Genomic DNA, 23,043 nt, shown 5'->3' with positions numbered 1-23,043 from the left:
CTATTATACCAAAAAATCCTAAGTTTTTGTGAATCAATCTTAGCTTAATCCATAAATCTCAGAAAAATAAGAGCCTTCTAAGTCAAACACTACTTAGAAGACTCTTAATGATTTGATTAAGGCACTAGCCAAAGCTTACACAAAGAGATGCCCTTTTAAGCCTCATCATCTTTGCGCTTGTGACCAAGAATCATGAATCCTAGACCCGAAAGAATAGCACTGGTCGTTACTCCCACGATTGAAACTGGAGCAGTGCTACCTGTATTTGGTAAGGTAGCTTGTTTGGCCCTATCTCCGGCTGGAGTTGGAACAGCTGGCTTATCATTTGAAACAGGTTTGCTTTCAGGTTTCACTAGCTGATCCGTTTGAGCTTTATTAGCTGAATCAGTCTCTTGATCTGGCTTCACTTCTGGAGTCACTGGTGGAACTGGACTTGGCTGTGGTTGTGGCTTCGGAACTGGTTGCGGTTGTGGCGCTGGTTCCGGTTGTGGTTGAGGTTCTGGTTTCGGCTGCGGTGCTGGTTCCGGCTGCGGTGCTGGTTCCGGTTGCGGTGCTGGTTCCGGTTGCGGTGCTGGTTCCGGTTGCGGCTGCGGACTAGGAGCTTGCTTAGCTTCAAAGGTCCATTTACCTACAAACTCTACATCGGCCTTGTTGACAACGGCGCTAGCTTCATCATAGCCCTTGAAGGTCCATGTGCCGTCGTTCACACTATCTGTGTAAGTAGTTTGCGCTGGTTGCTTAGCGGAAACAGTATTGCCATTTTCATATGTTGCACTGTCGCTTGGAGTCAATGCTGCGATGGCTGCTGGAAGTTGTTTACCTGCCGTTGCGCTCTCGAAGCGATAAGTAGCTTGGTACTTGTTGGCTTCAAAGGCCCACTTACCTACAAACCCTACATTAGCCTTGTTGACAACGGCGCTAGCTGCGTCATAGCCCTTGAAGGTCCATGTGCCGTCGTTCACACTATCTGTGTAAGTGGTTTGTGATGGTTGTTGAGCGGAAACAGAAGCACCATTCACATATGTTGCACTGTCGCTTGGAGTCAATGCTGCGATGGCTGCTGGAAGTTGTTTACCTGCCGTTGCGCTCTCGAAGCTGTATGTAGCTTGGTACTTGTTGGCTTCAAAGGCCCACTTACCAACAAACTCTACATTGGCCTTGTTCACGACTGCATTGTCTGCATCGTAACCCTTGAAGGTCCAGGTGCCATCGTTCACTGTGTCTGTGTAGGTCGCTTGCGCTGGTTGCTGAGCGGAAACAGAGGCACCATTCACATATCTTGCACTGTCGCTTGGAGTCAATGCTGCGATGGTTGCTGGAAGCGCTTGACCTGCTGTTGCGCTCTCGAAGCGGTAACTTGCTTGGTACTTGTTAGCTTCAAAGGCCCATTTTCCTACAAACTCTACATTTGACTTGTTGACAACGGCGCTAGCTGCGTCATAGCCCTTGAAGGTCCAGGTGCCGTCGTTCACTGTGTCTGTGTAGGTCGCTTGCGCTGGTTGTTGAGCTGAAACAGAATTACCATTCACATATGTTGCACTGTCGCTTGGAGTCAATGCGGCGATGGCTGCTGGAAGTTGCTTACCTGCTGTGGCGCTCTCGAAGCGATAAGTAGCTTGGTACTTGTTGGCTTCAAAGGCCCATTTTCCTACAAACTCTACATCAGCCTTGTTAACAACGGCGCTAGCTGCATCATAGCCCTTGAAGGTCCAGGTGCCGTCGTTCACAGTATCGGCGTAAGTGGTTTGGGATGGTTGCTGAGCAGAAACAGTATTGCCATTTTCATATGTTGCACTGTCGCTTGGAGTCAATGCTGCGATGGTTGCTGGAAGCGCTTGACCTGCTGTTGCGCTCTCGAAGCGGTAACTTGCTTGGTACTTGTTAGCTTCAAAGGCCCATTTTCCTACAAACTCTACATTTGACTTGTTGACAACGGCGCTAGCTGCGTCATAGCCCTTGAAGGTCCAGGTGCCGTCGTTCACTGTGTCTGTGTAGGTGGTTTGAGCTGGTTGCTTAGCTGAAACAGAGGCACCATTCACATATGTTGCACTGTCGCTTGGGGTCAATGCGGCGATGGCTGCTGGAAGAGCCTGACCTGCTGTGGCGCTCTCGAAGCGGTAACTTGCTTGGTACTTATTAGCTTCAAACTCCCATTTTCCTACAAACTCAACATTTGACTTGTTCACGACTGCATTAGCTGCGTCATAGCCCTTGAAGGTCCATGTACCATCGTTCACAGTATCTGTGTATGTGGTTTGGGATGGTTGTTGAGCTGAAACAGAGGCACCATTCACATATCTTGCACTGTCGCTTGGAGTCAATGCGGCGATGGCTGCTGGAAGTGCTTGACCTGCTGTGGCGCTCTCGAAGCGGTAACTTGCTTGGTACTTATTAGCTTCAAAGGCCCATTTTCCTACAAACTCAACTTCGGCCTTGTTGACAACGGCGCTAGCTGCATCATAACCCTTGAAGGTCCATGTGCCATCGTTCACTGTGTCTGTGTAGGTCGCTTGCGCTGGTTGATGAGCGGAAACAGAGGCACCATCCACATATGTTGCACTGTCGCTTGGAGTCAATGCGGCGATCGCTGCTGGAAGTTGTTTACCTGCCGTTGCGCTCTCGAAGCGGTAAGTAGCTTGATACTTGTTGGCTTCGAAGGTCCATTTTCCTATAAACTCTACATTAGCCTTGTTGACAACGGCGCTAGCTGCGTCATAGCCCTTGAAGGTCCATGTGCCGTCGTTCACTGGGTCTGTGTAGGTGGTTTGAGATGGTTGCTGAGCGGAAACAGTATTACCATTCTCATATGTTGCACTGTCGCTTGGAGTCAATGCGGCGATGGCTGCTGGAAGAGCTTGACCTGCTGTCGCACTCTCGAAGCGATAAGTAGCTTGATACTTATTGGCTTCAAAGGCCCACTTACCTACAAACTCTACATTAGCCTTGTTCACGACTGCATTGTCTGAATCGTAACCCTTAAACGTCCATGTACCGTCGTTTACAGTGTCTGTGTAGGTAGTTTTCGCTGGTTGTTGAGCTGAAACTGCAACACCATTCACATAAGTCGCACTGTCGCTTGGAGTCAAGGATGTGATAGCCGCTGGAAGAGCTTTGCCGGCTGTCGCACTTTCAAAGCGATAAGTTGCTTGGTACTTCTTGGCTTCAAATGCCCATTTTCCTACAAACTCAACATTAGCCTTGTTCACGACTGCATTGTCTGCATCGTAACCCTTGAAGGTCCAGGTGCCATCATTCACTGTATCTGTGTAAGTGGTTTGGGATGGTTGTTGAGCTGAAACAGAAGCACCATTCACATATTTTGCACTGTCGCTTGGAATCAAGGATGTGATAGCCGCTGGAAGAGCTTTATCTGCTGTAGCACTCTCGAAGCGATAAGTAGCTTGGTACTTCTTGGCTTCGAAGGCCCACTTACCTACAAACTCTACATCGGCCTTGTTGACAACGGCGCTAGCTGCGTCATAACCCTTGAAGGTCCAGATGCCATCGTTCACAGTATCTGTGTATGTGGTTTGTGATGGTTGTTGAGCGGAAACAGAGGTACCATTCACATATCTTGCACTGTCGCTTGGAGTCAATGCTGCGATGGCTGCTGGAAGAGCCTTACCTGCTGTGGCGCTCTCGAAGCGATAAGTAGCTTGATACTTGTTGGCTTCAAAGGCCCATTTTCCTACAAACTCAACATTAGCCTTGTTCACGACTGCATTGTCTTCGTCATAGCCCTTGAAGGTCCAGGTGCCATCATTCACAGTATCGGTGTAAGTGATTTGTGATGGTTGTTGAGCGGAAACAGAGGTACCATTCACATATCTTGCACTGTCGCTTGGAGTCAATGCTGCGATGGCTGCTGGAAGTTGTTTACCTGCCGTTGCGCTCTCGAAGCGATAAGTAGCTTGGTACTTGTTGGCTTCGAAGGTCCATTTTCCTATAAACTCTACATTAGCCTTGTTGACAACGGCGCTAGCTGCGTCATAGCCCTTGAAGGTCCATGTGCCGTCGTTCACACTATCTGTGTAAGTGGTTTGAGATGGTTGTTGAGCGGAAACAGTATTACCATTCTCATAGGTTGCACTGTCGCTTGGGGTCAATGATGTGATGGCTGCTGGAAGTTGCTTACCTGCTGTTGCACTCTCGAAGCGATAAGTAGCTTGGTACTTGTTGGCTTCAAAGGCCCACTTACCTGTGAAAGTCAAATCAGCTTTTTTCACAATCTTACTTTTGGCATCATAACCAGCGAAAGTCCAGGTACCATCATTCACATCATCTTTGTGAGTCTTTGTTGTCGGCTCTTCTGCAAAAACTCTCGTCCCATTGAAGTAAGTTGAGCTGTCTTTTGGTGCTTTCTTCTGGATAAATTCAGGCAAATCAACACCAGCCGTTTCGCTTTCAAAAGTATAGCTTACATGATGCGGTCTAGGCGTTGCTTCCCAGATACCTGTAAATGTCACGCGCTTGCCATTATAGGTCGCATTCTTCTGATCGTAACCTTTGAAGGTCCAGACATAGTCTTTTTCTTCTTCAACTACTGATTCTTTAGCAGGTTGTTTGGCTACAATGGTGTCACCAACCTTATAAGAAGCCTCATCATTTGGAAGCATTCCCAAAATACTTTGTGGCAATGGAACACGTGCGTCAGAAGATTTGAATACATATTCTGGATTTGGAGTAGGCACCCAGCTTCCAAGGAAAGTCTGTCTGCCTTTTGCTACAACGATTTTTTCTTTATCGTATCCTGCAAATGTCCAAGTTACCTTGTTTGCTGTATCAACATAAGTCGTTTCACTTGGTTGTTCAGCGTCTACTTCTGTAAGGAACAGACCGCCCATCTTATAATCAATTGGGTTTTTCGGAGTCAACTTGGTGATATGATCTGGTAATACAAAATCAGGATTAGTTGATTGGAACTGATAGTCTATACCATTTGGCGTAAAGCTCCAAGATCCTGTGATGGTCTTCACTTTTGTACCTGCAATAGCTTTTCCGTATTTATCCGCATCAAAACCATGGAAGGTCCATGTACCTGTCGGAACAGTTACTGTAGATATGTCGAGTTTGCTTGCATCTTTGTAATCGTCAGCTCGTCCAACGAAATCAGTGCCAGCTGGAAGCATCTCGCGAATCTTATTTGGAAGAGGATAAGCAGGAGTCGAGTTAGTAAATTTATACTCTACCCTATAGATCGTATCAGACTGATTGGTAGGAACCAAAATCCATTTCCCTCTAAAGATAACGTCTCCTGCCTCGACTGTTTTCACACGTGGAGAAATAGTCGTATTATCATCTTCATAGTAGTCATCAAAGACCCAAGTTCCTCTGCCATCAGGATCCTCAAATCTTGTTTTAGATGGCATTTTAACGCGAGCTTTTTCACCCTTGACAAATTCTCTTTCGTAAGTGATTAGATTATACAAAGTTGATGGCGGATAGATCGTTTGACCAGAATCATCTTTTGAATCTGTATAGAAGTCATAGTAAACACTATGCTTGGTCGGTAAAAATTTCCAATGAACCGTGTAGGTAGAATCCTCATCGTCAGCTGGTTTCTCAACTTCCTCCTTTCGCTGAGGAATCTGCTGAGCAACCCATGTACCATCATTTTCATTATCGACGTATGAACTGAGATATTGAATTTCATTAAAGACATTGGCAGAATAATCTGATGGAGAAGTCGTGATAGGAGCAGGGATTTGGGCCTTCAAATCATCAGGAATGGTCTTCCCTGGAGTATCACTCACAAAGTCAAAGGAAACTGTCTTATCTCTGTGTGGAGTGAAGGACCAGCTACCTGTAAAGAGGACGCCAGCTTTATTGACTACCTTTTCATCCTTGTCATAGCCTTCAAATTTCCAAGTACCTTTATTCTCAAAGTCCATGTAAGTCGTCTTCTCAGGTTTTTTTGCCTGAACAGTAGCACCATCAACATATGTCTCTGTGCTGATTGGCGGGAAGGTTCTAAGTCCATCTGGTAGAGCTAGGCTAGGGTCTTTGCTGACATACTCATAGTTTTCTGGGTACTTTTTCTCTTCAAATGTCCAAGTACCTGTGAACTTGAGATTCCATCCATCGTGCTCCCAGTCGCTCACTGGTTTTTTAGTAAAATCGTAGCCTTTAAAGTGCCAAGTCCCCTTCTTGTCCTTATCTTCATAGGTTTCTTGAATTGGTCTAACAGACTGAACTATATCCTTTCCTTTCGGGTATTTCTTTCTATCTGCATACGCCCACTCATCCATATAAACAGGCTTCAGATTATTAATCTCAGCAGGTAGTTCTTTGCCAGCCGTTCCACTGACAAACTCATAAGTCGGTTTCCGAGGAACTGGTGTAAATTTAAACATCAATGGTATTGTAACTTTTGGTATTTCCCCATATGTAGCCGCCCGCTCTAGTTCACGACTGAAGGTTAAATCTACTACATCTTCCTCAAAGGTCCAATTTCCTTCATTTTCCGCATCATAAAAGGGTTTGTAGACACCTTGAACTTCATCGTAGCGAAGCAAGGCTGCTCGCGTATCCAGTATATCTTTAGGTAAATACTCATGGCGTTCATCAAACTGATTGAAAGTAAGCTTGTAATCGTATAGCTTACTTTCTAGATCTTTTATCTCCTTAGGAAGAGGTAATCTATATTCGTCACGTGAGGTCTTAGGACTACTTGGTAAATGATAAAAATTCTCAAAATCGTGCTGGTTCATAGGTTTGTAGGATACAGTGACATCCTCAAAGTATTTCCAAGTTCCTACGAACTCTACATCGCCATTGTTTGCCACTTTACTTGGAGCATCAAAGCCAGTCAAAGCCCAATAGCCTTTTCGGTTAGGATATTCTTCTGAAGTATAAAAAACATAGTGAAATTCTTGTGCTTTTACTACTTCACCCTCAGCAAATCTTCTTTTATCTTCTGGGCTCCAATTTGCAACATAAGATGGCGGAGTTTTCCCAGGTGAGCCATTAACTGCTCTATAGGTAGCCTTGTATGGTGTTGGTGTATATTCCCACTTACCTGTGAAGAAAACATCATCTTTGTCAATCACCTGACTATCATGGTCATAGCCCTTAAAGGTCCATCTACCACTTCCATCATACTCTACATAAGTTGTTTCAGTTGGCTGGATGGCCTTTACTTTATCGCCCTTTTTGTAGATTTTTGTGTCTTCTGGCTTCAAGTAGTTCAGAGTAAGCGGAGTTGTTTTTCCTGGTGTAGCACTTTCAAACTCATAAAGTGCTGAGCGAGGAGTTTTATCCTGATCTGGGATGAACTTCGGATTTTTATCACGAAGACCAGAATTAACAAAAGTCACTAGATTGCGATAAACTTTATCAATTTCTTCTTGCTTTGTTGCAGTTTGAAGCACACCATCAGCAGCCGTCATTACGCCATTCAAGATTTCTAGACTATCGTCTGTCTTACTTGAAAAGTCCTTGCTGCGCAAGTTTTTGAGGTAGTTCTCTAAAGCGCTCTTGTTTAGACTTGCATTTGCTGAAGCAGGTTGAGCAGTGGCTGCAGCTGGCTGGCTTGTGCCTGTAGCTGGCTGAGCATTTTTAAAAGCAGTCGAATCTTTCGCTTCTTGACTTGTCTCTGTCGCAGCAGGTGTAGCAGATTTCAATGAGGCTTGGTTATCCCCTTGCGTTTCTGTCTGTGCTGGCGCAGGAACTGTTGTTGTGATAGCCTCTTTACTTTCTACTTGCACGGGTGCAGAAGGCGTTACTGAGACAGTCTCTTGAGTTTCTGTTTTCGCTGGTTCAGAAGTTCCCACCGAGACTTGATTTTCTGACTTATTTTCTACTTGAGCTGTAGCCACAAGCTCATCCGCATGGGCTACTTGACCCGCTCCAATCGCTGCGGGTGCAAACAAAAATCCAATCGCAAGTGATACAGTAGCAACTGATAATTTGCGGATTGAATACTTTATCTTTCTATCCTGAAAAAACATCTTTTCCTCCTTTTTGCTTTTTCGATAACTATTATAGCATAAAGAAGAGGAATTGCATATATTTTGAATTATTATTTAAGGGTTTATGATTACTTATAGGATAGGAAATTTAACCTATATAACTATATGCATTGGCCTATTTTTTTCAGCAAAAATTATCTCATCCAAACAAAAAAATTGAAAAAGATAGCTAGGCTACGCTTCTTCAATCTTTTTGATTTCTTTCTATTGGCAGGGAATATTCGAGACGCTAGTAAGTTAAACTATTTTGGTATTTGTAGATACCTTCTCAATCCTCCGCAGCAAAACCATCATTTTTTATGGCATACTGCTCTATGATGCCATTATGGCCAAAGAGAACTCCGTGGAGGACTCCGCCATAAACAGCTCCGCCATCCATGCCAATCTTGCCATCCTCAGTCATCCAGAGCTGGTCAGTTCCCGGCGCTTCATGCAAGAGATAAAATGTCGGTGTATGGCCAAAGACAATCCTTTTGCCAGTCTGATTGCTGCCTTCGTGAAAAGGAGCGCGAATCCAAACTTTTTGATAATCACTGGTCTCCCGCCAGTCTTTCAGCTCCAAATCAAGGCCAGCATGGACAAAAATGTACTGTTCCGTCTCCAATAGAAAAGGCATCTGACGAATAAAGTCGACTAAATCTGCTACCGCCGCCTTGACACCTTCCGCATCCGCCACCCCGTCTACAGGAGCATTGAGTGGTCGGCCTAGAAGCGAATTGATCGTCGTGTCACCGCCGTTGCGTCGGTAGTGGTCATAGGACTTCTCAGGATTGTCCAGCCAAGTCAGAAACATATACTCATGATTGCCAGAAAGACAGACAGCTCCTTCTTGGTCCACTAGGTCCTTGACCCGCTCCAAAACTGCCCGGCTGTCCTCGCCACGATCTATCAAGTCGCCTAGAAAGACTAGTTGGCTACGACCGTCCCAATGCTGGAGCAATTCATCAAGCATGCCTGCCTTACCATGGACATCACCGATTACAAAATATTCTCTCATAGTCGCCACTTTCTAAAGGAGACCGAAACACTAGTGTCTCAGCCTCGCTTGTTTATTTCTTTAATAATTCTCTAGCCTGCGTCAAAGCAGCCTCCGTCACATCTTCGCCAGCCAGCATCTTAGCGACTTCCTGAACACGCTCGTCAGCCGTCAGCAGGCGAACCGTTGAGACGGTCGAATTCTCATCCGAAATCTTCTCAATAAAGAACTGATAATCGGCAATCGCAATAACCTGCGGCAGATGGGAAATAGCCAAGACTTGGCTGTTGGAGCCAATCTTGTAAATCTTCTGAGCGATGGCTTGAGCTACACGGCCAGAAACGCCCGTATCCACTTCGTCAAAAACAATACTGGTCTTGCCTTCCTTACGAGAAAAGGCCGATTTGATCGCCAACATAAGACGGGAGAGTTCGCCGCCAGAGGCAACCTTCACCAAAGGTTTGAAATCCTCTCCCGGATTGGCTGAGATGTAAAACTCTACTTGCTCATTTCCTTCACGGTTGAACTTGCCCTTAGTGAACTGCACTTTAAAGCGTGCCTTTTCCATGTAGAGATCCTGCAGCTCCTGCTTGATTTCTGCTTCCAGCTGGGCTGCTAGGCCGTGACGAGCTTGACTCAGCTCCTGGGCCAGCTCTACCAGCTCTCTCTCCAAGGCCTTCAGCTCTCGGTCCATATCCTCTGAGGACAAGTTACTTCCAGTTAAAAGGCTGTATTCTTTGGAAATCTGCGCAAAGTATTCCAGCACATCATCTACTTGGCCGCCGTATTTACGCGTGATGCTGTTAATCAAGTCTAAGCGGCTCTCCACCTGCAACAGCCGATCTCCGTCAAAGTCCAGTCCATCTAAAATATCCTCTAGGCGCTTGCTGACATCCTCTAAGACATAGTAAGCCTCTGACAAGCCGCCTGAAAGCTCCTTGTAGGCTGGATCGTAATCCTCGATAGACTCAAGGTCATTCATCGCTGAGCGGACATTGGTCAGACTAGAAAAATCTTCATTATCCAGCATGGTATAGGCATTGGTCAGCGTATCCGCAATGAGCTTGTGGTTGAGCAAGCGGTCTCGCTCCTGATGTAGAGCAGTGTCTTCACCACTTTTAAGGGATGCGCTCTCAATCTCCGCCATCTGAAACTCCAGCATCTCAATCCTAGCCTTATGCTCCTGCTGATTTTTCTGCAAAGTCAGGACTTGCTTTCGCAGGCTTCGATAGCGGTCAAAAGTCTCCTGATAGCGGCCTTTAAGATTTAAAAAGTCTGCCGAGCCAAACTCATCTAGCATGGCTATATGAAGCTGGGGTCTCATTAACTCTTCCTGATCATGCTGACCATGGATATCCACCAAATGCTGGCCGACAGCCTTTAGAACAGACAGATTCACCATCTGACCATTGATACGACTGACACTGCGGCCGTTTTGCAGAATTTCTCGACGGATAATCAGCTCATCGGTCAGCTCCCAGCCCTGCTCCTCAAAAATCTCTCGCAAAGCCCTGCTATTTTCCAGCGAAAAAAGTCCCTCTATCTCAGCTTTAGGCGCTCCATGACGAATAACATCCGTCGTAGCGCGGCTACCCAGCATCATATTCATCGCGTCAATAATAATAGACTTGCCGGCTCCGGTTTCCCCGGTCAAAACCGTCATACCTTGCTCAAAATTAAGGGAAATCTCCTCAATAATGGCAAAATTTTTAATCGAAATTTCTAATAACATAGACTTTCCTACCAATTATTGATTTCAGCCGTGACTTTTTGGGCTGCACTTTCACTCACTGCAACGACTAAAATACTGTCATTATCCGCAATGATACTGAAAATTTCCTCAGCAAATTCTTTACTCAGGTGGCGTTTGACCACCGCTGCACTCCCTGGCACCAGATTGAGATTGAGCATATTTCCTAGATTTTGACAGGCCAAAATATTATTTTCAGCCAACTTCAGACTATTTCCAGCTGTTTTGGGAAGCTCATAGATATAGGTATTATCTTTGAAAGGGATTTTTACAATCCCTAGCTCCTTGATGTCTCGTGAAACCGTTGCCTGTGTCGCTGTGATACCAGACTCCCTGAGATGTTCCACAATTTCCTCTTGGGTGCCAATCTCAAATTCGCTGACAAATCGTCTGATTTTCTCTAATCTATCTTTCTTCTTCATCTTTAAATTCCTTGTGGGCCGCCTCTACGACAGCGACTAAGTCTTGCTCCAAGTCATTTTTCGGCTGCTCGCTTTTCTCCAGAAAGGCTAGAAACTCAACATTTCCATGCCCGCCCTGAATCGGAGAAAAATCCAAACCTTTAACTGAAAAACCTGCTTCCAGCATAAAGGTTGTCACGGTTTCCAGCACCGCCAAATGAACTTTCTTGTCCTTGATAATCCCCTTCTTGCCAATCTGCTCGCGGCCAGCCTCGAACTGAGGCTTAATCAAAGCCACGACCTGACCTTCCTCCTCTAAAATATGATAGAGGGCCGGCAAAATCAGGCTGAGCGAGATAAAGCTGACGTCAATGCTGGCAAAGCTGGGCCGAAAGTCGAAATCAGCTGGCTCGGCATAGCGAAAATTGAACTGCTCCATGCTGACAACCCGTTCGTCTTGGCGGAGTTTCCAGGCTAACTGGTTGGTGCCAACATCAACAGCATAGACCAACTGAGCTCCCGCCTGCAACATGACATCGGTAAAGCCCCCAGTCGAAGCGCCAATATCCAAGGCTACTCGGTCTGCCACCGAAAGGCCAAACACTTGCAAAGCCTTTTCTAATTTTAGGCCGCCCCGACTGACATACTTGAGCTTTTCTCCCTTGAGCTTGAGCTCTGTTGCATCATCGATTTTTTCACCTGGCTTATCAAAGCGCTCTCCATTCGCAAGTGACACGACCAGACCAGCCATCACTCCACGCTTGGCCTGTTCTCGAGTCTCAAAGAGCCCTTGTCGATAGGCCAATACATCCACTCTTTCCTTAGCCATCCAGTCTCAAACTTTCTATTATTTTTTGAATTTCTTTAGCTGAAAAATCACTTTCTTTTTCTAATTGCTCCAGCAGGCTTTTTGCTTGTTTCAGCGTTTCATCGAAAAAGGCTCTGGCTCCATCCAAACCTAGTAAAGCTGGATAGGTCGATTTCTCAGCCGCCAAATCCTTCTGCGGTGTCTTACCAATCTGCTCAAAACTGGCTGTCACATCTAAAATATCATCCCGCACCTGAAAAGCCAAGCCCAAGAGTTCTCCCACTTGACGTAGCTTCCCTAGGACGGATTGACCAGTCTGAGCAATGATCCCCGCCGCTACAAAAGGATAGGCCAAGAGCTTACCTGTCTTATTGGCATGGATGGTCTGGAGCTGGTCCATGGTCAACTTGCGGCCTTCTCCCTGCATATCCAAAACCTGCCCAGCTACCATACCAAAGGATCCAGCCGCCAAAGACAGCTCTGCTATCAGCTCCACCTTGACCTGACTAGGTAGCTCTGCCATTGCCACCAAACCATAAGGATCCAAAAAGAGGGAATCCCCCGCCAAAATGGCCATATCCTCCCCGAATTTCTTGTGGCTGGTCAGACGCCCACGGCGGTAGTCATCATTATCCATAGCTGGCAAATCATCATGGATCAGGCTGCCAGTGTGAATCATCTCCAGAGCTGCTGCCACCTGAAAATGGGCGGGAGTTAATTCCAGACCAAAGCACTCCAGCAACTCCAAAAGCAAGAGAGGACGAATCCGCTTACCACCAGCCTCGATAGAATAGAGAATGATCTCAGTCAAATCTGATGACACTTCCTTGTTTTGATAAAAATCTTGAATCGTCAGGCCAATTTGCCTGATTTTATTCTCTCTTGTCATTCCATATCCGTTTCCGTGCCATCAGCCTGCATGACCTTGACCAAGGTCTTTTCTGCCTGATCTAGCGTCTTTTGCAAGTCTTTAGACAACTGCATGCCCTTCTGGAATTCAGCGATGGCCTCTTCCAAGGCCACATCCCCATTTTCCAGCTTCTGGACAATAGCCTCCAAATCAGCTAAATTTTCTTCAAATTTCTTGTCTTTTGACATCTTTTACCTCAACTTGGACCTGACCATCCCGCATGAGAATGGTCAGCTGATCCTTCTCCTTGATATCCTGACTGGACTCGATTACTGTTTCATTTTTTTGGATAATAGCGTAGCCCCGCGCCACGATTCGACTGGTGTCCAGCATGAGTAGCGCATCTGATAGGCGCTTGGCTTCAGCCACCTTATGGTCATAGATCACTGCCATATTGCTACGCAACAAGCGTTCTTGCTGGTGAAGCTGCTCCTGATAGCGCTGCACCTGCCGCAGAGGTGACAAAGACTCCAAGCGATGCTGGAGAATCTTGACCTGCTGGACTTCTTCACTATAATATTCGCAAATTTTTTGCTTTAAACGCAGATTAAGCTGGTCTAGCTTTTGCAGATAACCATCATAAAGTCGCTCTGGCTGCCGAAAAATAACAGAGGAAGCCAATTTATGCAAGCGTTCTCGCTGGTAGGAAAGACGGTTGGAGGCTGCATTGGACAGACGATTTTGCTGCTGGCTTAAATGCCCCAGAAGATCCAGCTTGGTGACTGGTGTCGCCAATTCAGCTGCTGCTGTGGGAGTTGCTGCTCGTCGGTCTGCCACAAAGTCAGCCAGAGTCGTGTCCGTTTCATGCCCCACACTGGAAATAATCGGAATCTGAGACTCAAATATGGCTCGCACGACGATTTCCTCATTAAAAGCCCAAAGATCCTCGATGGACCCGCCACCTCGGCCAATAATCAAAACATCCAAATCTTCTCGCTCATTGGCTCGACGGATATTAGCCGCCACCTCAGCGGCAGCTCCCTCTCCCTGAACCTTGGTCGGATAAAGCAGGATGTCCACGCCTGGGAAACGGCGACTGACTGTCGTGATGATATCTCGGATGACAGCCCCGCTAGGACTGGTCACCACCCCAATTTTCTTAGGAAATTGAGGTAAGGGCTGTTTAAACTTATCTTGGAAAAGACCTTCTTCTCCCAGTTTTTTCTTGAGCTGCTCGAACTGAACAGCCAAGGCGCCAATGCCGTCTGGCTCAGCCTTTTCAATGACAATCGAATAAGACCCACTTGGCTCATAGAGCTGCACACGGCCGATGACATTGACCTTCATGCCCTCTTCTAGTTCAAAACCAAGCTTTTTATAAACACCTGACCAAATAGTCGCCTGAATAACTGCCTTCTCATCCTTGATGGAAAAATACTGGTGATTGGGGCGCTTGCGAAAATTAGAGACCTGACCTGTCAGATAAACCCGTTCCAAATAAGGATCACGGTCAAACTTCATCTTCAGATAACGGGTCAAAGTCGAAACCGATAAATAATCCGGCATGTCGCTCCCTTTCTATTTTCTAGTATTTGCGTAACTTTTATTATACCAAAAAATGGTGGAAGTCAGTGATTCCAAGTTCCTGATTTTCATCATAAAATCACTATCACTTGGAACTTTCTTTGATAATTTGATACATTTCGATGTGCAACTGCTGCGCAATGAATTCTAAGGTTAGTAAACTAGGAATCGAATCGCCTGCCTCGATCCGAGCAAGCTGTCTGACTGTCAAACGAGTCTCATCTTCACACAGCAATTCCCTTGTCATTTTACGTTGTTCCCGCAGTTCTCGAATTTTTTTCCCAATTGCTACTTTTAGCTCTGACATGCCACTTTCCTCATTTATCCTTTTCTACTAGATTTTATACTTTTAACTCTCATACTTTATTTTTATTATAGCACAAAAAAGTTTTCTATCGTATTAACTTTTGTCTATAAATTAAAAAAGTAATCATGTGAGAAAGTTGATGAATCTTAGACTTTTCCTAACTAAGACAAGATTTCCTAATCCACAAAAAGAGACTCGGATTTTTCCAGGCCTCCCAAGATTTATTGACTAAAATTTTTCATCCAAGTCGAAATTTGTTGACTCAGTTCTGTCGGTAATACCACATAAACCTCTTTGGCTAATTCATCCGCTATGGCTGAATGCAAGTAGGTCGCAGCTGTTACTCTTTCAAGAAGTGAAGCCTGCTGAAATTGACCTGCAAAGCCAGCAATCATCCCTGCCAAGGTATCTCCCATACCGCCAGTGGCTTGATAGGGACCACCAACCTGCAGCTGATAAATATCCTTTTCCCCACTCTGAAAAACTCGTGTTCCATTCCTTTTCTGTACAACTAGAGTTCCCTTAGGAAATTGGTCAACAGCCTTTTGGCTAGATTTTTCGTCCTGCGACTCGATGGGCAAGCCAGACAAACTTTCCCATTCTTTCTGGTGAGGGGTAAAAATTGTCTGGGACTTTGGAAAAGGCAGAGCTTGCTTGGCAAAAAGCGAGATAGCGCCCCCATCCATAATCAAGATTTGTTGCTTGTTTACAAGCTGTAAAACCAGCTGTAGCACCGATTTCTCTAAAGAATTTTCAGCCAAACCCGGTCCGATTAAAATAACAGTAGCCTTGCGGATCTGCTCCATTAATCGCTCTCGCTCCTGCAAATCAAAGGCCATAGCCTCTGGCAGATGGGCATGGAGGGCAGGAATATTTTCCCGTTCAGTTGCAACAGTCACCAAACCAGCTCCGCTCCTTACTGCGGCCAAGGCAGCCATGATAATAGCTCCACCATAGGGATAGGTCCCGCCAATCAAGAGCAGGCGACCATAGTCGCCTTTATGGCTGTCTGGCAATCGATTTATAACAACCTTTTTCAAAAGCCTGTCACTGACTAGTTTCATCTTTGATCCTCTATAATTATTTAAATGTTTTCAAAAACCAATATTACCCGCTCTAGCACATCAAGCAAAGAAATTCGACTGCCATTTTCTATCCCTGATAAGCATATCTTTATTGAATTCTAGTTGCGTAAGAGAATTGTGTAGAGACGAACAGAAAACAGCTTCTTTCTTCACTTCACAATCAAAAGCTAAGATTACTCTCCATCTCGCCAGTTACCACCAATAAGCAAATCCTATACTTTGACAAATTATTTCCGAAATTTCCAATCTTTATTTAGACCCGAACAATTTTTCTTCACCCATATTTTACCATATTTTCGCTCGATGCTTAAAATGAAGAAATAGATTCAGAGAAGTGGCCGTTTGGAACTGTTACATCGCTTACTAGCACAGCACTTAAAAAATGGAAACTTCCACCAAAGAAAACTATACCACGAAACTCTAGCCTCATCTAAAAAGGGCCCAGCGAATTTTAAAAAACGTACAGTTTCCAATGCAACTCTTTGGTTGTAACCAAAAACGGCTATCGGCTTATCCAAACAAATAAATTTATCTTGAAAACAAAAAAGGTCCATTGGACCTTAATAAGCGAAAACTCGCTGCCGCGAGTTCCCATCTGCAACCTGAAACAATCTCCCAGATCTTGACGAAAACTCTATTTTCTTTATCTGTAACTTAAAAAGGTTCACTGGACCTTTTCAAAATGTTAAGTTACTACCGTAACTTTCTATCAACAACCTAAAAATGTCTCCCAGACATTTTTAGCCACCTAGATATGCTTTGCGGACTTCGTCAGAAGTAAGAAGTTCTTGGCCTGTTCCGGACAGAACGATTTTTCCAGTTTCAAGAACATAACCACGGTCTGCGATAGACAATGCTTTATTGGCATTTTGCTCAATCAAAAGCACAGTTGTCCCCTGCTTTTGGATATCTTGAATGATATCAAAGATTTCTTGAATGAAAATCGGCGCCAGCCCCATTGATGGCTCATCCAAGAGCAAGAGCTTAGGAGTAGACATGAGCGCTCGACCCATAGCCAACATCTGCTGCTCACCACCTGAAAGAGTTGCAGCATCTTGGTTTTTACGCTCTTCCAAGCGTGGGAAACGAGAGAAGACCTTTTTGAGATTTGCTTGGTTTTCTTCACGATTTTTCTTAAGAAAAGCTCCCATTTCCAGGTTTTCCAAGACAGTCAAACCTGGGAAAATATGGCGCCCTTCTGGAACCTGTGAAAGCCCCGCAGCCACAATCTTTTGAGCAGGCACTTTTTGAATTTCATTACCTAAAAATTCAATCTTCCCAGCACTTGGGCGAACCAAACCAGAGATCGTGCGGAGGATGGTCGTTTTACCAGCACCATTGGCACCGATAAGGGAAACAACCTCTCCTTCGTTGACTTCAAAGCTGACATCACGGACAGCCTGAATCATGCCATAGTGGACAGATAGATTTTCAACTTTGAGCATGGACATTAGGCTTCACCTCCTAGATAAGCTTCAATAACGCGTTTGTCATTCTTAATCTCATCTGGTGTGCCGTGGGCAATCAAGCGACCGTATTCTAGTACGTAGATGCGCTCAGTTACTTCCATAACCAGACTCATATCATGCTCAATCAGCATGATGGTAATGTTAAATTCATTTTTAATCCGACGGATCAGAGCAGTCAGCTCAGCTGTTTCCTGTGGATTCATCCCAGCAGCTGGCTCATCCAAGAAGAGAATCTTTGGCTCTGTGGCAAGCGCTCGGACAATCTCCAGACGACGCTGTTGACCATAAGCCAAATTTTTAGCCAAGGTTTCTGCTTCCTTATCCAAGTCAAAAATAGCCAGCAATTCCAGAGCTTTTGCTTTCAATTCCTCTTCATTTTTATAAAATGCTGGAAGACGGAAGAAAGAAGCCAACACATGAGGTTTATGATGATTACCGAAAGCAATCAATACATTGTCCAACACAGTCAAATCTTTAAAAAGGCGGATATTTTGGAAAGTCCGGCTGAGACCCAGAGTTGCAATTTTGTAAGGTGTTTTGCCATTCAGCAAATGGCCATCCAAAGTAACCGTTCCCTCACTCGGTTCATAAACACCTGTCAAAAGGTTGAAAAGAGTTGTTTTTCCAGCACCGTTAGGCCCGATAAGACCGACCAGTTCCCCTTCGTTCAATTCCAGAGTCACGTCACTAACAGCTGTTAGTCCTCCAAAATTTTTGGTTAATTTTTTCACATCAAGAAGTGCCATTATTCTTTGACCTCCTTATTCTTTTTAAAGAGCTTAGCCAAGCTAAATTCCCAAGTACCAAGCAAGCCGCCTGGACGGAAAATCATCACCAAGATTAGGGCAAGCGAATAAACAATCATCCGAACGCTTGAGATATCTTGTAAAAGCATATTGAGAATACCCAATACTACTGCCGCAACGATTGCTCCAGTCATTGATCCAAGACCACCAAAAACAACGATAATCAAGACATTGATTGTATTGATAAAGGAATAGTCTTTTGGTACAACAGAGCCAACAAATCCAGCCTGCAAAGAACCTGCAATAGAAGCTGTAATAGCCCCAAAAACGAAAGCAATGACTTTAATTTTTGTTGTATTGACACCGACAGACTCTGCCGCAATCTCGTCCTCGCGAACAGACAAGGTGCTACGTCCGATAGGACTGCGGAGGAAGTTAAGAGTCAAAATAGTTGTAATTACGACAAAGACATAAACCAACTGCCAAGAGGTAAAGTTAGGAATGGATAGGATACCTGCCGCACCATTAGTCAAGTCACCTCCATTGACAATCAGAATCCGGATAATTTCAGAAACACCCAGCGTCGCAATTGCCAAATAGTCTCCCTTTAAGCGCAGGGTCGGGATACCAACAAGCAGAGCTACTGCACCTGCAATCATAGCGCCAACCAACATAGCAATAAAGAAAGTAGCATAGTTTGGAGATTTAGAGCCCATAATAGCTACTGCATAGGCACCAATGGCCATAAAGCCAGCATGCCCAAGCGAGAATTGCCCAGAAAAACCAACGATAAGATTGAGGCCAACAGCCAAGATAATATTAATCCCAATCTGCTCAAAGATTTGCAGATAGAAAGGATTGAGAATACCTGTGTTAGCAAGCACTGTCATCAATAGATAGCCAAAGAGGATCAGAGCAAGCCATAACGCATTTACTTTTAAATTATTTTTCATACATTACACCTTCTCTTTCACATTTTTACCTAGAATACCAGCTGGGCGAACCAATAGAATGATAATTAAGATCGCATACACAATCGCATCACGGAAATCTGACAGTTCAACTGCTGTTGCAAAAGTTTCCAAGAGACCGATTACAAAACCACCCAAAGCTGCCCCTGGGATGATACCAATTCCTCCCAAAACTGCCGCAACGAAGGACTTGATACCTGGTGTCATTCCCATCAGTGGCTCAAGTGAGTTGTAGTAAAGAGCAATCAGTACCCCTGCTGCTCCTGCCAAGGCTGAACCCAAGGCAAAAGTAAAACTGATCGTACGATTGACATTAATCCCCATCAGCTGGGCAGCATCGCTATCCACGGAAACAGCCCGCATGGCTTTACCCATTTTCGTCTTTTGCACAATAAACTGCAAACCAACCATGAGTAAAATAGAAATTCCTAAAATCATCAGTTGAATATTGGAAATCGAAATTGGCCCAAGCGTATAACGCACTGTTTTAATCACTTGAGGGAAGGAACGAGTATTGGCACCTACAAAGAAGACCATCCCGTACTCCAAGAGGAAAGAAACCCCAATTGCTGTGATTAAAGCTGCAATCCGCGTTGAATTGCGCAAAGGACGATAGGCTAAGAACTCAATCACTACACCAAGGATCGCTGTTCCAACCATAGATAAAATAAGGGCTACAAAGAAGTTTAGGTGAAGGGTGTTAATCAGGTAATATCCCATAAAAGCACCAATCATATAAATGTCTCCATGCGCGAAATTAATCAGTTTGATAATTCCATAAACCATGGTATAACCCAAGGCCAGAAGCGCATAAACACTCCCCAAAATCAATCCATTAGCCAATTGCTGAAGAAATTGTTCGAGCATTCCACACCACTCTTTCTAATATAAAATAAGAGCAGAAACAACAATCTCAGACGAAGCCTTGTCTTGCCGTCTCTACTCAAACATCATAAGCAAGTAAGAAACAAGTCAAAGACTGGGTTTGTCCCCAGCCTCAGACCCTTTATTCAGGTTTAACTGTTTCAACAGTTTCTACTTTACCATCTTTCAAACCAATCATCAAGGCTGTCTTCACAGGATTGTGATCTTTATCGATGGTAATAGATCCAGTAACTCCTTCAAAGTCTTTTAACTTAGCAAGGTTATATTTAATATCTACAGATGTTTTTGCACCCTTAGATGCTTCTGCTGCCATATAAACTGCGTCATATGAAAGGGCTGCAAACATTGAAGGTTCTTCGTTATATTTAGCTTTGTAAGCTGCAACGAATTTCTTCGCTTTATCTGTCATGTCACCTGAAGTTGAGAAACCAGATACATAATAAACATTAGTTGCTGCTGCTGGAGTTGCTTGCTCAACGAACTTGGCATCGCTAAATCCATCAGGTCCAACGATTGTTTGGTTAATTCCCAAACCACGCGCTTGGTTCACCAACTTACCAGCTTCTGTGTAATAACCTGGCACAATCAGTGCATCAAAGTCTTTACCTTTGATTTTTGTCAAAGCAGCTTGGAAGTCTGAGTCACCAGAAGCGAAAGTTTCTGTCGCAACGATTTCACCCTTGTATTCTTTCTTGAAAGCTTCTGCCATTCCTTTTGCATAATCACTTGAATTATCATAGTAGAGAACAACTTTTTTAGCTTTCAAAGTATCAGTTACATATTTAGAAATGATTTTACCTTGGTAACCATCAGTAAAGGTTGCACGATACAAATAATCTTGTTTATTTGTCAAATCATCTTGTGTTGCACTTGGTGTTACCAAAGGAACGCCTGCTTTACCAGCATTTGCAATTGCGGCAGCTACGGCACCTGAAGTTGCAGGACCAATGATTGTATTCACTTTGTCTTGAGTTACCAAGCTTGTAGTAATAGTTGCGGCTTCTGCAGTTTCTGATTTGTTGTCTTTATCAGTTACTTCGATTTTCTTGCCGTCTACACCACCAGCTGCGTTGATTTCATCAACAGCAAGTTGAGCACCGTGTTGTTCTGCAGTACCGTAAGCTGCTACAGCTCCAGTTTCTTCAAAGTTGAAACCGAACTTAAGTGTTTTACCGATTTCTGTTCCAGTAGCAGATGAGTTGTTTGTAGAAACTTCCCCACAGGCTGCTAGAAGCGCAGCACTAGCAAAAGCTACAAGCGAAAGTGCAAATTTTTTCTTCATGAATAATCTCCTCTATTTTGTTTTTTGCTATGTTTGCAAATGATATAGTAAGAATATACCGAATTATCTGACAATTGTCAACCCAAACAAGCCATTTTTTTAAATAATAGCGTTTTCTTGGTTTCTAAATAAACTTCCAACAAAATCCGTATCCAAATTTTGGATCTCGCAAGTCTGGATTTTTTTGATATAGGACTCTTTTGACAGGCTCTCCTTCAGAGAATCTGCCTGATCTTTTGCCACATAAAGCTGCAAATAACGGTGTTTTTTAGAATGATAAATAATATCTCCAACATGAGCCAGCTTCTTTGCATCTCGATTATAGTATAGATGAATGATAAAGCCCATTCGTTCCTCTTTTTTAAACATGACAATCCTTTCTGGTCATTTGTACTCTATTGATTATATCAAAAAAAGCCCGCAAATGGGGCATTTTTTCGTAGTTATAAATGAAAACTAGCTAAGATTATTATTAGCCATGATTTCATCGATGAAACCATATTCTAAAGTTTCTTGGGCACTCATCCAGTAATCACGTTCAGCATCTGCGTGAATTTGCTCAACCGATTTACCAGAATTATCAGCAAGAATTTGTTCCAAGGTCTTACGAGTCTTGAGCAAATGCTCTGCTGCAATAGCCATATCTGTTTGTTGAGTACCGCCACCAGTACCACCCATTGGCTGGTGGATCATATACTCTGCATTTGGAAGCATGAAACGTTTGCCTTTAGCTCCGCTAGATGCAATGATGGTTCCCATGCTGGCTGCCATTCCCATGACAATTGTCTGCACATCAGACTTGATGAAGTTCATGGTATCCACAATCGCCAATCCCGCTGACACAGAGCCACCCGGAGTATTAACATAAAGATAGATGTCCTTGGTGCTGTCTTGTGCATCTAGGAAAAGCAATTGCGCAATAACAGAATTAGCCATATTGTCCTCAACAGGACCTGTCAGCATGATAATACGGTCTTTTAAAAGGCGTGAGTAAATGTCATAAGAACGCTCACCACGACTGGTTTGTTCAATAACTACAGGAATCATGAATATTTTCTCCTTCATTCGATCTATTCATTATTATATCTTTTTGGTCAAAAAAGGTCAAATATTTGCTTTTCTGTCGGATGACAGAAAGCAGCGCTGAGATTATCTTTGGTTTAGAAAGCACAAATCCACCGGTTTGGCAGAACTTTCCTTTTTGTAACTTCTAGCTATTATTTTGTACCAAAGAGGCGGTCACCAGCATCTCCGAGACCTGGAACGATGTAGCCATGTTCATTAAGATGATCATCAAGGGCAGCGGTGAAAATATCAACATCAGGATGAGCATCCTGCAAGGCTTTGACACCTTCGGGAGCAGACACTAAGCAGACAAAGGTGATGTTGCTTGCGCCACGTTTCTTCAGAGAATCCACAGCCAAGATAGCAGAACCACCTGTAGCCAACATTGGATCGACAACAAAGATTTGACGTTGATCAATGTCTTCTGGCAATTTCACCAAATATTCAACGGGCTTCAGGGTTTCTTCATCACGGTACATTCCGATGTGGCCGACTTTAGCAGCAGGAACCAAGCTCAGGAGACCATCCACCATACCGATACCAGCCCGCAAGATTGGGACAATAGCCAATTTTTTCCCTGCAATCTGCTTTTGAACTGTTTTCGTAATTGGTGTTTCAATTTCTACATCTTCAAGTGGTAAATCGCGCAAAACTTCGTATCCCATCAGCATTGCGATTTCATCTACTAATTCACGAAAAGCTTTAGTAGAGGTATCTGTACGACGCAAGATAGACAATTTATGCTGAATGAGCGGATGAGCGATAACTTCAAGTTTTCCCATGATTGGATTTCCTTCTTTCATTTTATTCTTCTTATTATATCAAAAAAGAAGAAAAAAGGCTTGCAACAAGCAAACCTTTTCATCCATTTTAGTTACTTTTTGATAGAAGAGT

18 protein-coding genes are annotated in these 23,043 nt (G+C 44.2%); all 18 read right to left on the bottom strand.

Features of this window, described 5'->3' with window-relative positions; translation table 11 throughout:
• Positions 1–155 precede the first annotated feature (155 nt).
• The 18 genes from D8793_RS04885 to upp all read right to left on the bottom strand — a co-directional run bounded on the left by D8793_RS04885 (position 156) and on the right by upp (position 22,931).
• On the bottom strand, positions 156–7,949 hold the full coding sequence (locus tag D8793_RS04885) for an SHIRT domain-containing protein (RefSeq protein ID WP_125370991.1): 7,794 nt from the start codon (positions 7,947–7,949) through the stop codon (positions 156–158).
• A gap of 289 nt (positions 7,950–8,238) precedes the next feature.
• Positions 8,239–8,967 (bottom strand): metallophosphoesterase, encoded by a 729-nt coding sequence (locus tag D8793_RS04880; RefSeq protein ID WP_125370990.1) that lies wholly within the window; start codon positions 8,965–8,967, stop codon positions 8,239–8,241.
• Between the two features lie 52 nt (positions 8,968–9,019).
• Entirely contained in the window at positions 9,020–10,678 is a 1,659-nt protein-coding gene (gene recN / locus D8793_RS04875; protein ID WP_125370989.1) for a DNA repair protein RecN, read from the bottom strand.
• Between the two features lie 8 nt (positions 10,679–10,686).
• Positions 10,687–11,118, bottom strand: coding sequence for an arginine repressor (locus D8793_RS04870; protein ID WP_125370988.1), 432 nt, complete (start codon positions 11,116–11,118; stop codon positions 10,687–10,689).
• On the bottom strand, positions 11,102–11,926 hold the full coding sequence (locus tag D8793_RS04865; protein ID WP_125370987.1) for a TlyA family RNA methyltransferase: 825 nt from the start codon (positions 11,924–11,926) through the stop codon (positions 11,102–11,104). The genes D8793_RS04870 and D8793_RS04865 overlap by 17 nt, the downstream gene beginning before the upstream one ends.
• Complete coding sequence (locus D8793_RS04860) at positions 11,919–12,794, bottom strand: polyprenyl synthetase family protein (protein ID WP_125370986.1); 876 nt, start codon at positions 12,792–12,794, stop codon at positions 11,919–11,921. Before D8793_RS04860 ends, D8793_RS04865 begins: the two co-directional genes overlap by 8 nt.
• Positions 12,791–13,003 carry an exodeoxyribonuclease VII small subunit gene (locus D8793_RS04855; protein WP_005589516.1) on the bottom strand — a complete coding sequence of 71 codons (213 nt, stop codon included), beginning with the start codon at positions 13,001–13,003 and terminating at the stop codon, positions 12,791–12,793. Before D8793_RS04855 ends, D8793_RS04860 begins: the two co-directional genes overlap by 4 nt.
• Positions 12,981–14,321, bottom strand: a complete 1,341-nt coding sequence (xseA, locus tag D8793_RS04850; RefSeq protein WP_125370985.1) for an exodeoxyribonuclease VII large subunit — start codon at positions 14,319–14,321, stop codon at positions 12,981–12,983. The genes D8793_RS04855 and xseA overlap by 23 nt, the downstream gene beginning before the upstream one ends.
• Positions 14,322–14,424: 103 nt before the next feature.
• Positions 14,425–14,646, bottom strand: a complete 222-nt coding sequence (locus D8793_RS04845) for a helix-turn-helix domain-containing protein (protein WP_125370984.1) — start codon at positions 14,644–14,646, stop codon at positions 14,425–14,427.
• Between the two features lie 221 nt (positions 14,647–14,867).
• Positions 14,868–15,710, bottom strand: a complete 843-nt coding sequence (locus D8793_RS04840; protein WP_125370983.1) for an NAD(P)H-hydrate dehydratase — start codon at positions 15,708–15,710, stop codon at positions 14,868–14,870.
• A 761-nt stretch (positions 15,711–16,471) separates the two neighbouring features.
• Positions 16,472–17,182 carry an ABC transporter ATP-binding protein gene (locus D8793_RS04835; RefSeq protein ID WP_125370982.1) on the bottom strand — a complete coding sequence of 237 codons (711 nt, stop codon included), beginning with the start codon at positions 17,180–17,182 and terminating at the stop codon, positions 16,472–16,474.
• Positions 17,182–17,946 (bottom strand): ABC transporter ATP-binding protein, encoded by a 765-nt coding sequence (locus D8793_RS04830; RefSeq protein WP_005589509.1) that lies wholly within the window; start codon positions 17,944–17,946, stop codon positions 17,182–17,184. The genes D8793_RS04835 and D8793_RS04830 overlap by 1 nt, the downstream gene beginning before the upstream one ends.
• On the bottom strand, positions 17,946–18,899 hold the full coding sequence (locus D8793_RS04825; protein ID WP_125370981.1) for a branched-chain amino acid ABC transporter permease: 954 nt from the start codon (positions 18,897–18,899) through the stop codon (positions 17,946–17,948). Before D8793_RS04825 ends, D8793_RS04830 begins: the two co-directional genes overlap by 1 nt.
• A 3-nt stretch (positions 18,900–18,902) precedes the next feature.
• On the bottom strand, positions 18,903–19,784 hold the full coding sequence (locus D8793_RS04820) for a branched-chain amino acid ABC transporter permease (RefSeq protein WP_125370980.1): 882 nt from the start codon (positions 19,782–19,784) through the stop codon (positions 18,903–18,905).
• Positions 19,785–19,923: 139 nt separating this feature from the next.
• The gene (locus D8793_RS04815; RefSeq protein ID WP_125370979.1) at positions 19,924–21,084 is read right to left on the bottom strand and encodes an ABC transporter substrate-binding protein; all 1,161 of its coding nucleotides are present in this window, start codon (positions 21,082–21,084) and stop codon (positions 19,924–19,926) included.
• Positions 21,085–21,183: 99 nt separating this feature from the next.
• Positions 21,184–21,453, bottom strand: coding sequence for a DUF2129 domain-containing protein (locus D8793_RS04810; protein ID WP_061911464.1), 270 nt, complete (start codon positions 21,451–21,453; stop codon positions 21,184–21,186).
• An 87-nt stretch (positions 21,454–21,540) separates the two neighbouring features.
• Positions 21,541–22,131 (bottom strand): ATP-dependent Clp protease proteolytic subunit, encoded by a 591-nt coding sequence (locus D8793_RS04805; RefSeq protein ID WP_015605185.1) that lies wholly within the window; start codon positions 22,129–22,131, stop codon positions 21,541–21,543.
• A 170-nt stretch (positions 22,132–22,301) separates the two neighbouring features.
• Entirely contained in the window at positions 22,302–22,931 is a 630-nt protein-coding gene (gene upp, locus D8793_RS04800; protein WP_015605186.1) for a uracil phosphoribosyltransferase, read from the bottom strand.
• Between the last annotated feature and the right edge of the window lie 112 nt (positions 22,932–23,043).

Origin of the sequence: Streptococcus cristatus, from assembly GCF_003943465.1 — a bacterium.
In the GTDB taxonomy this organism is placed as follows: domain Bacteria; phylum Bacillota; class Bacilli; order Lactobacillales; family Streptococcaceae; genus Streptococcus; species Streptococcus cristatus_C.
The sequence above is the reverse complement of the archived record's forward strand: the minus strand, read 5'-3'. Positions and strand labels throughout refer to the sequence as shown.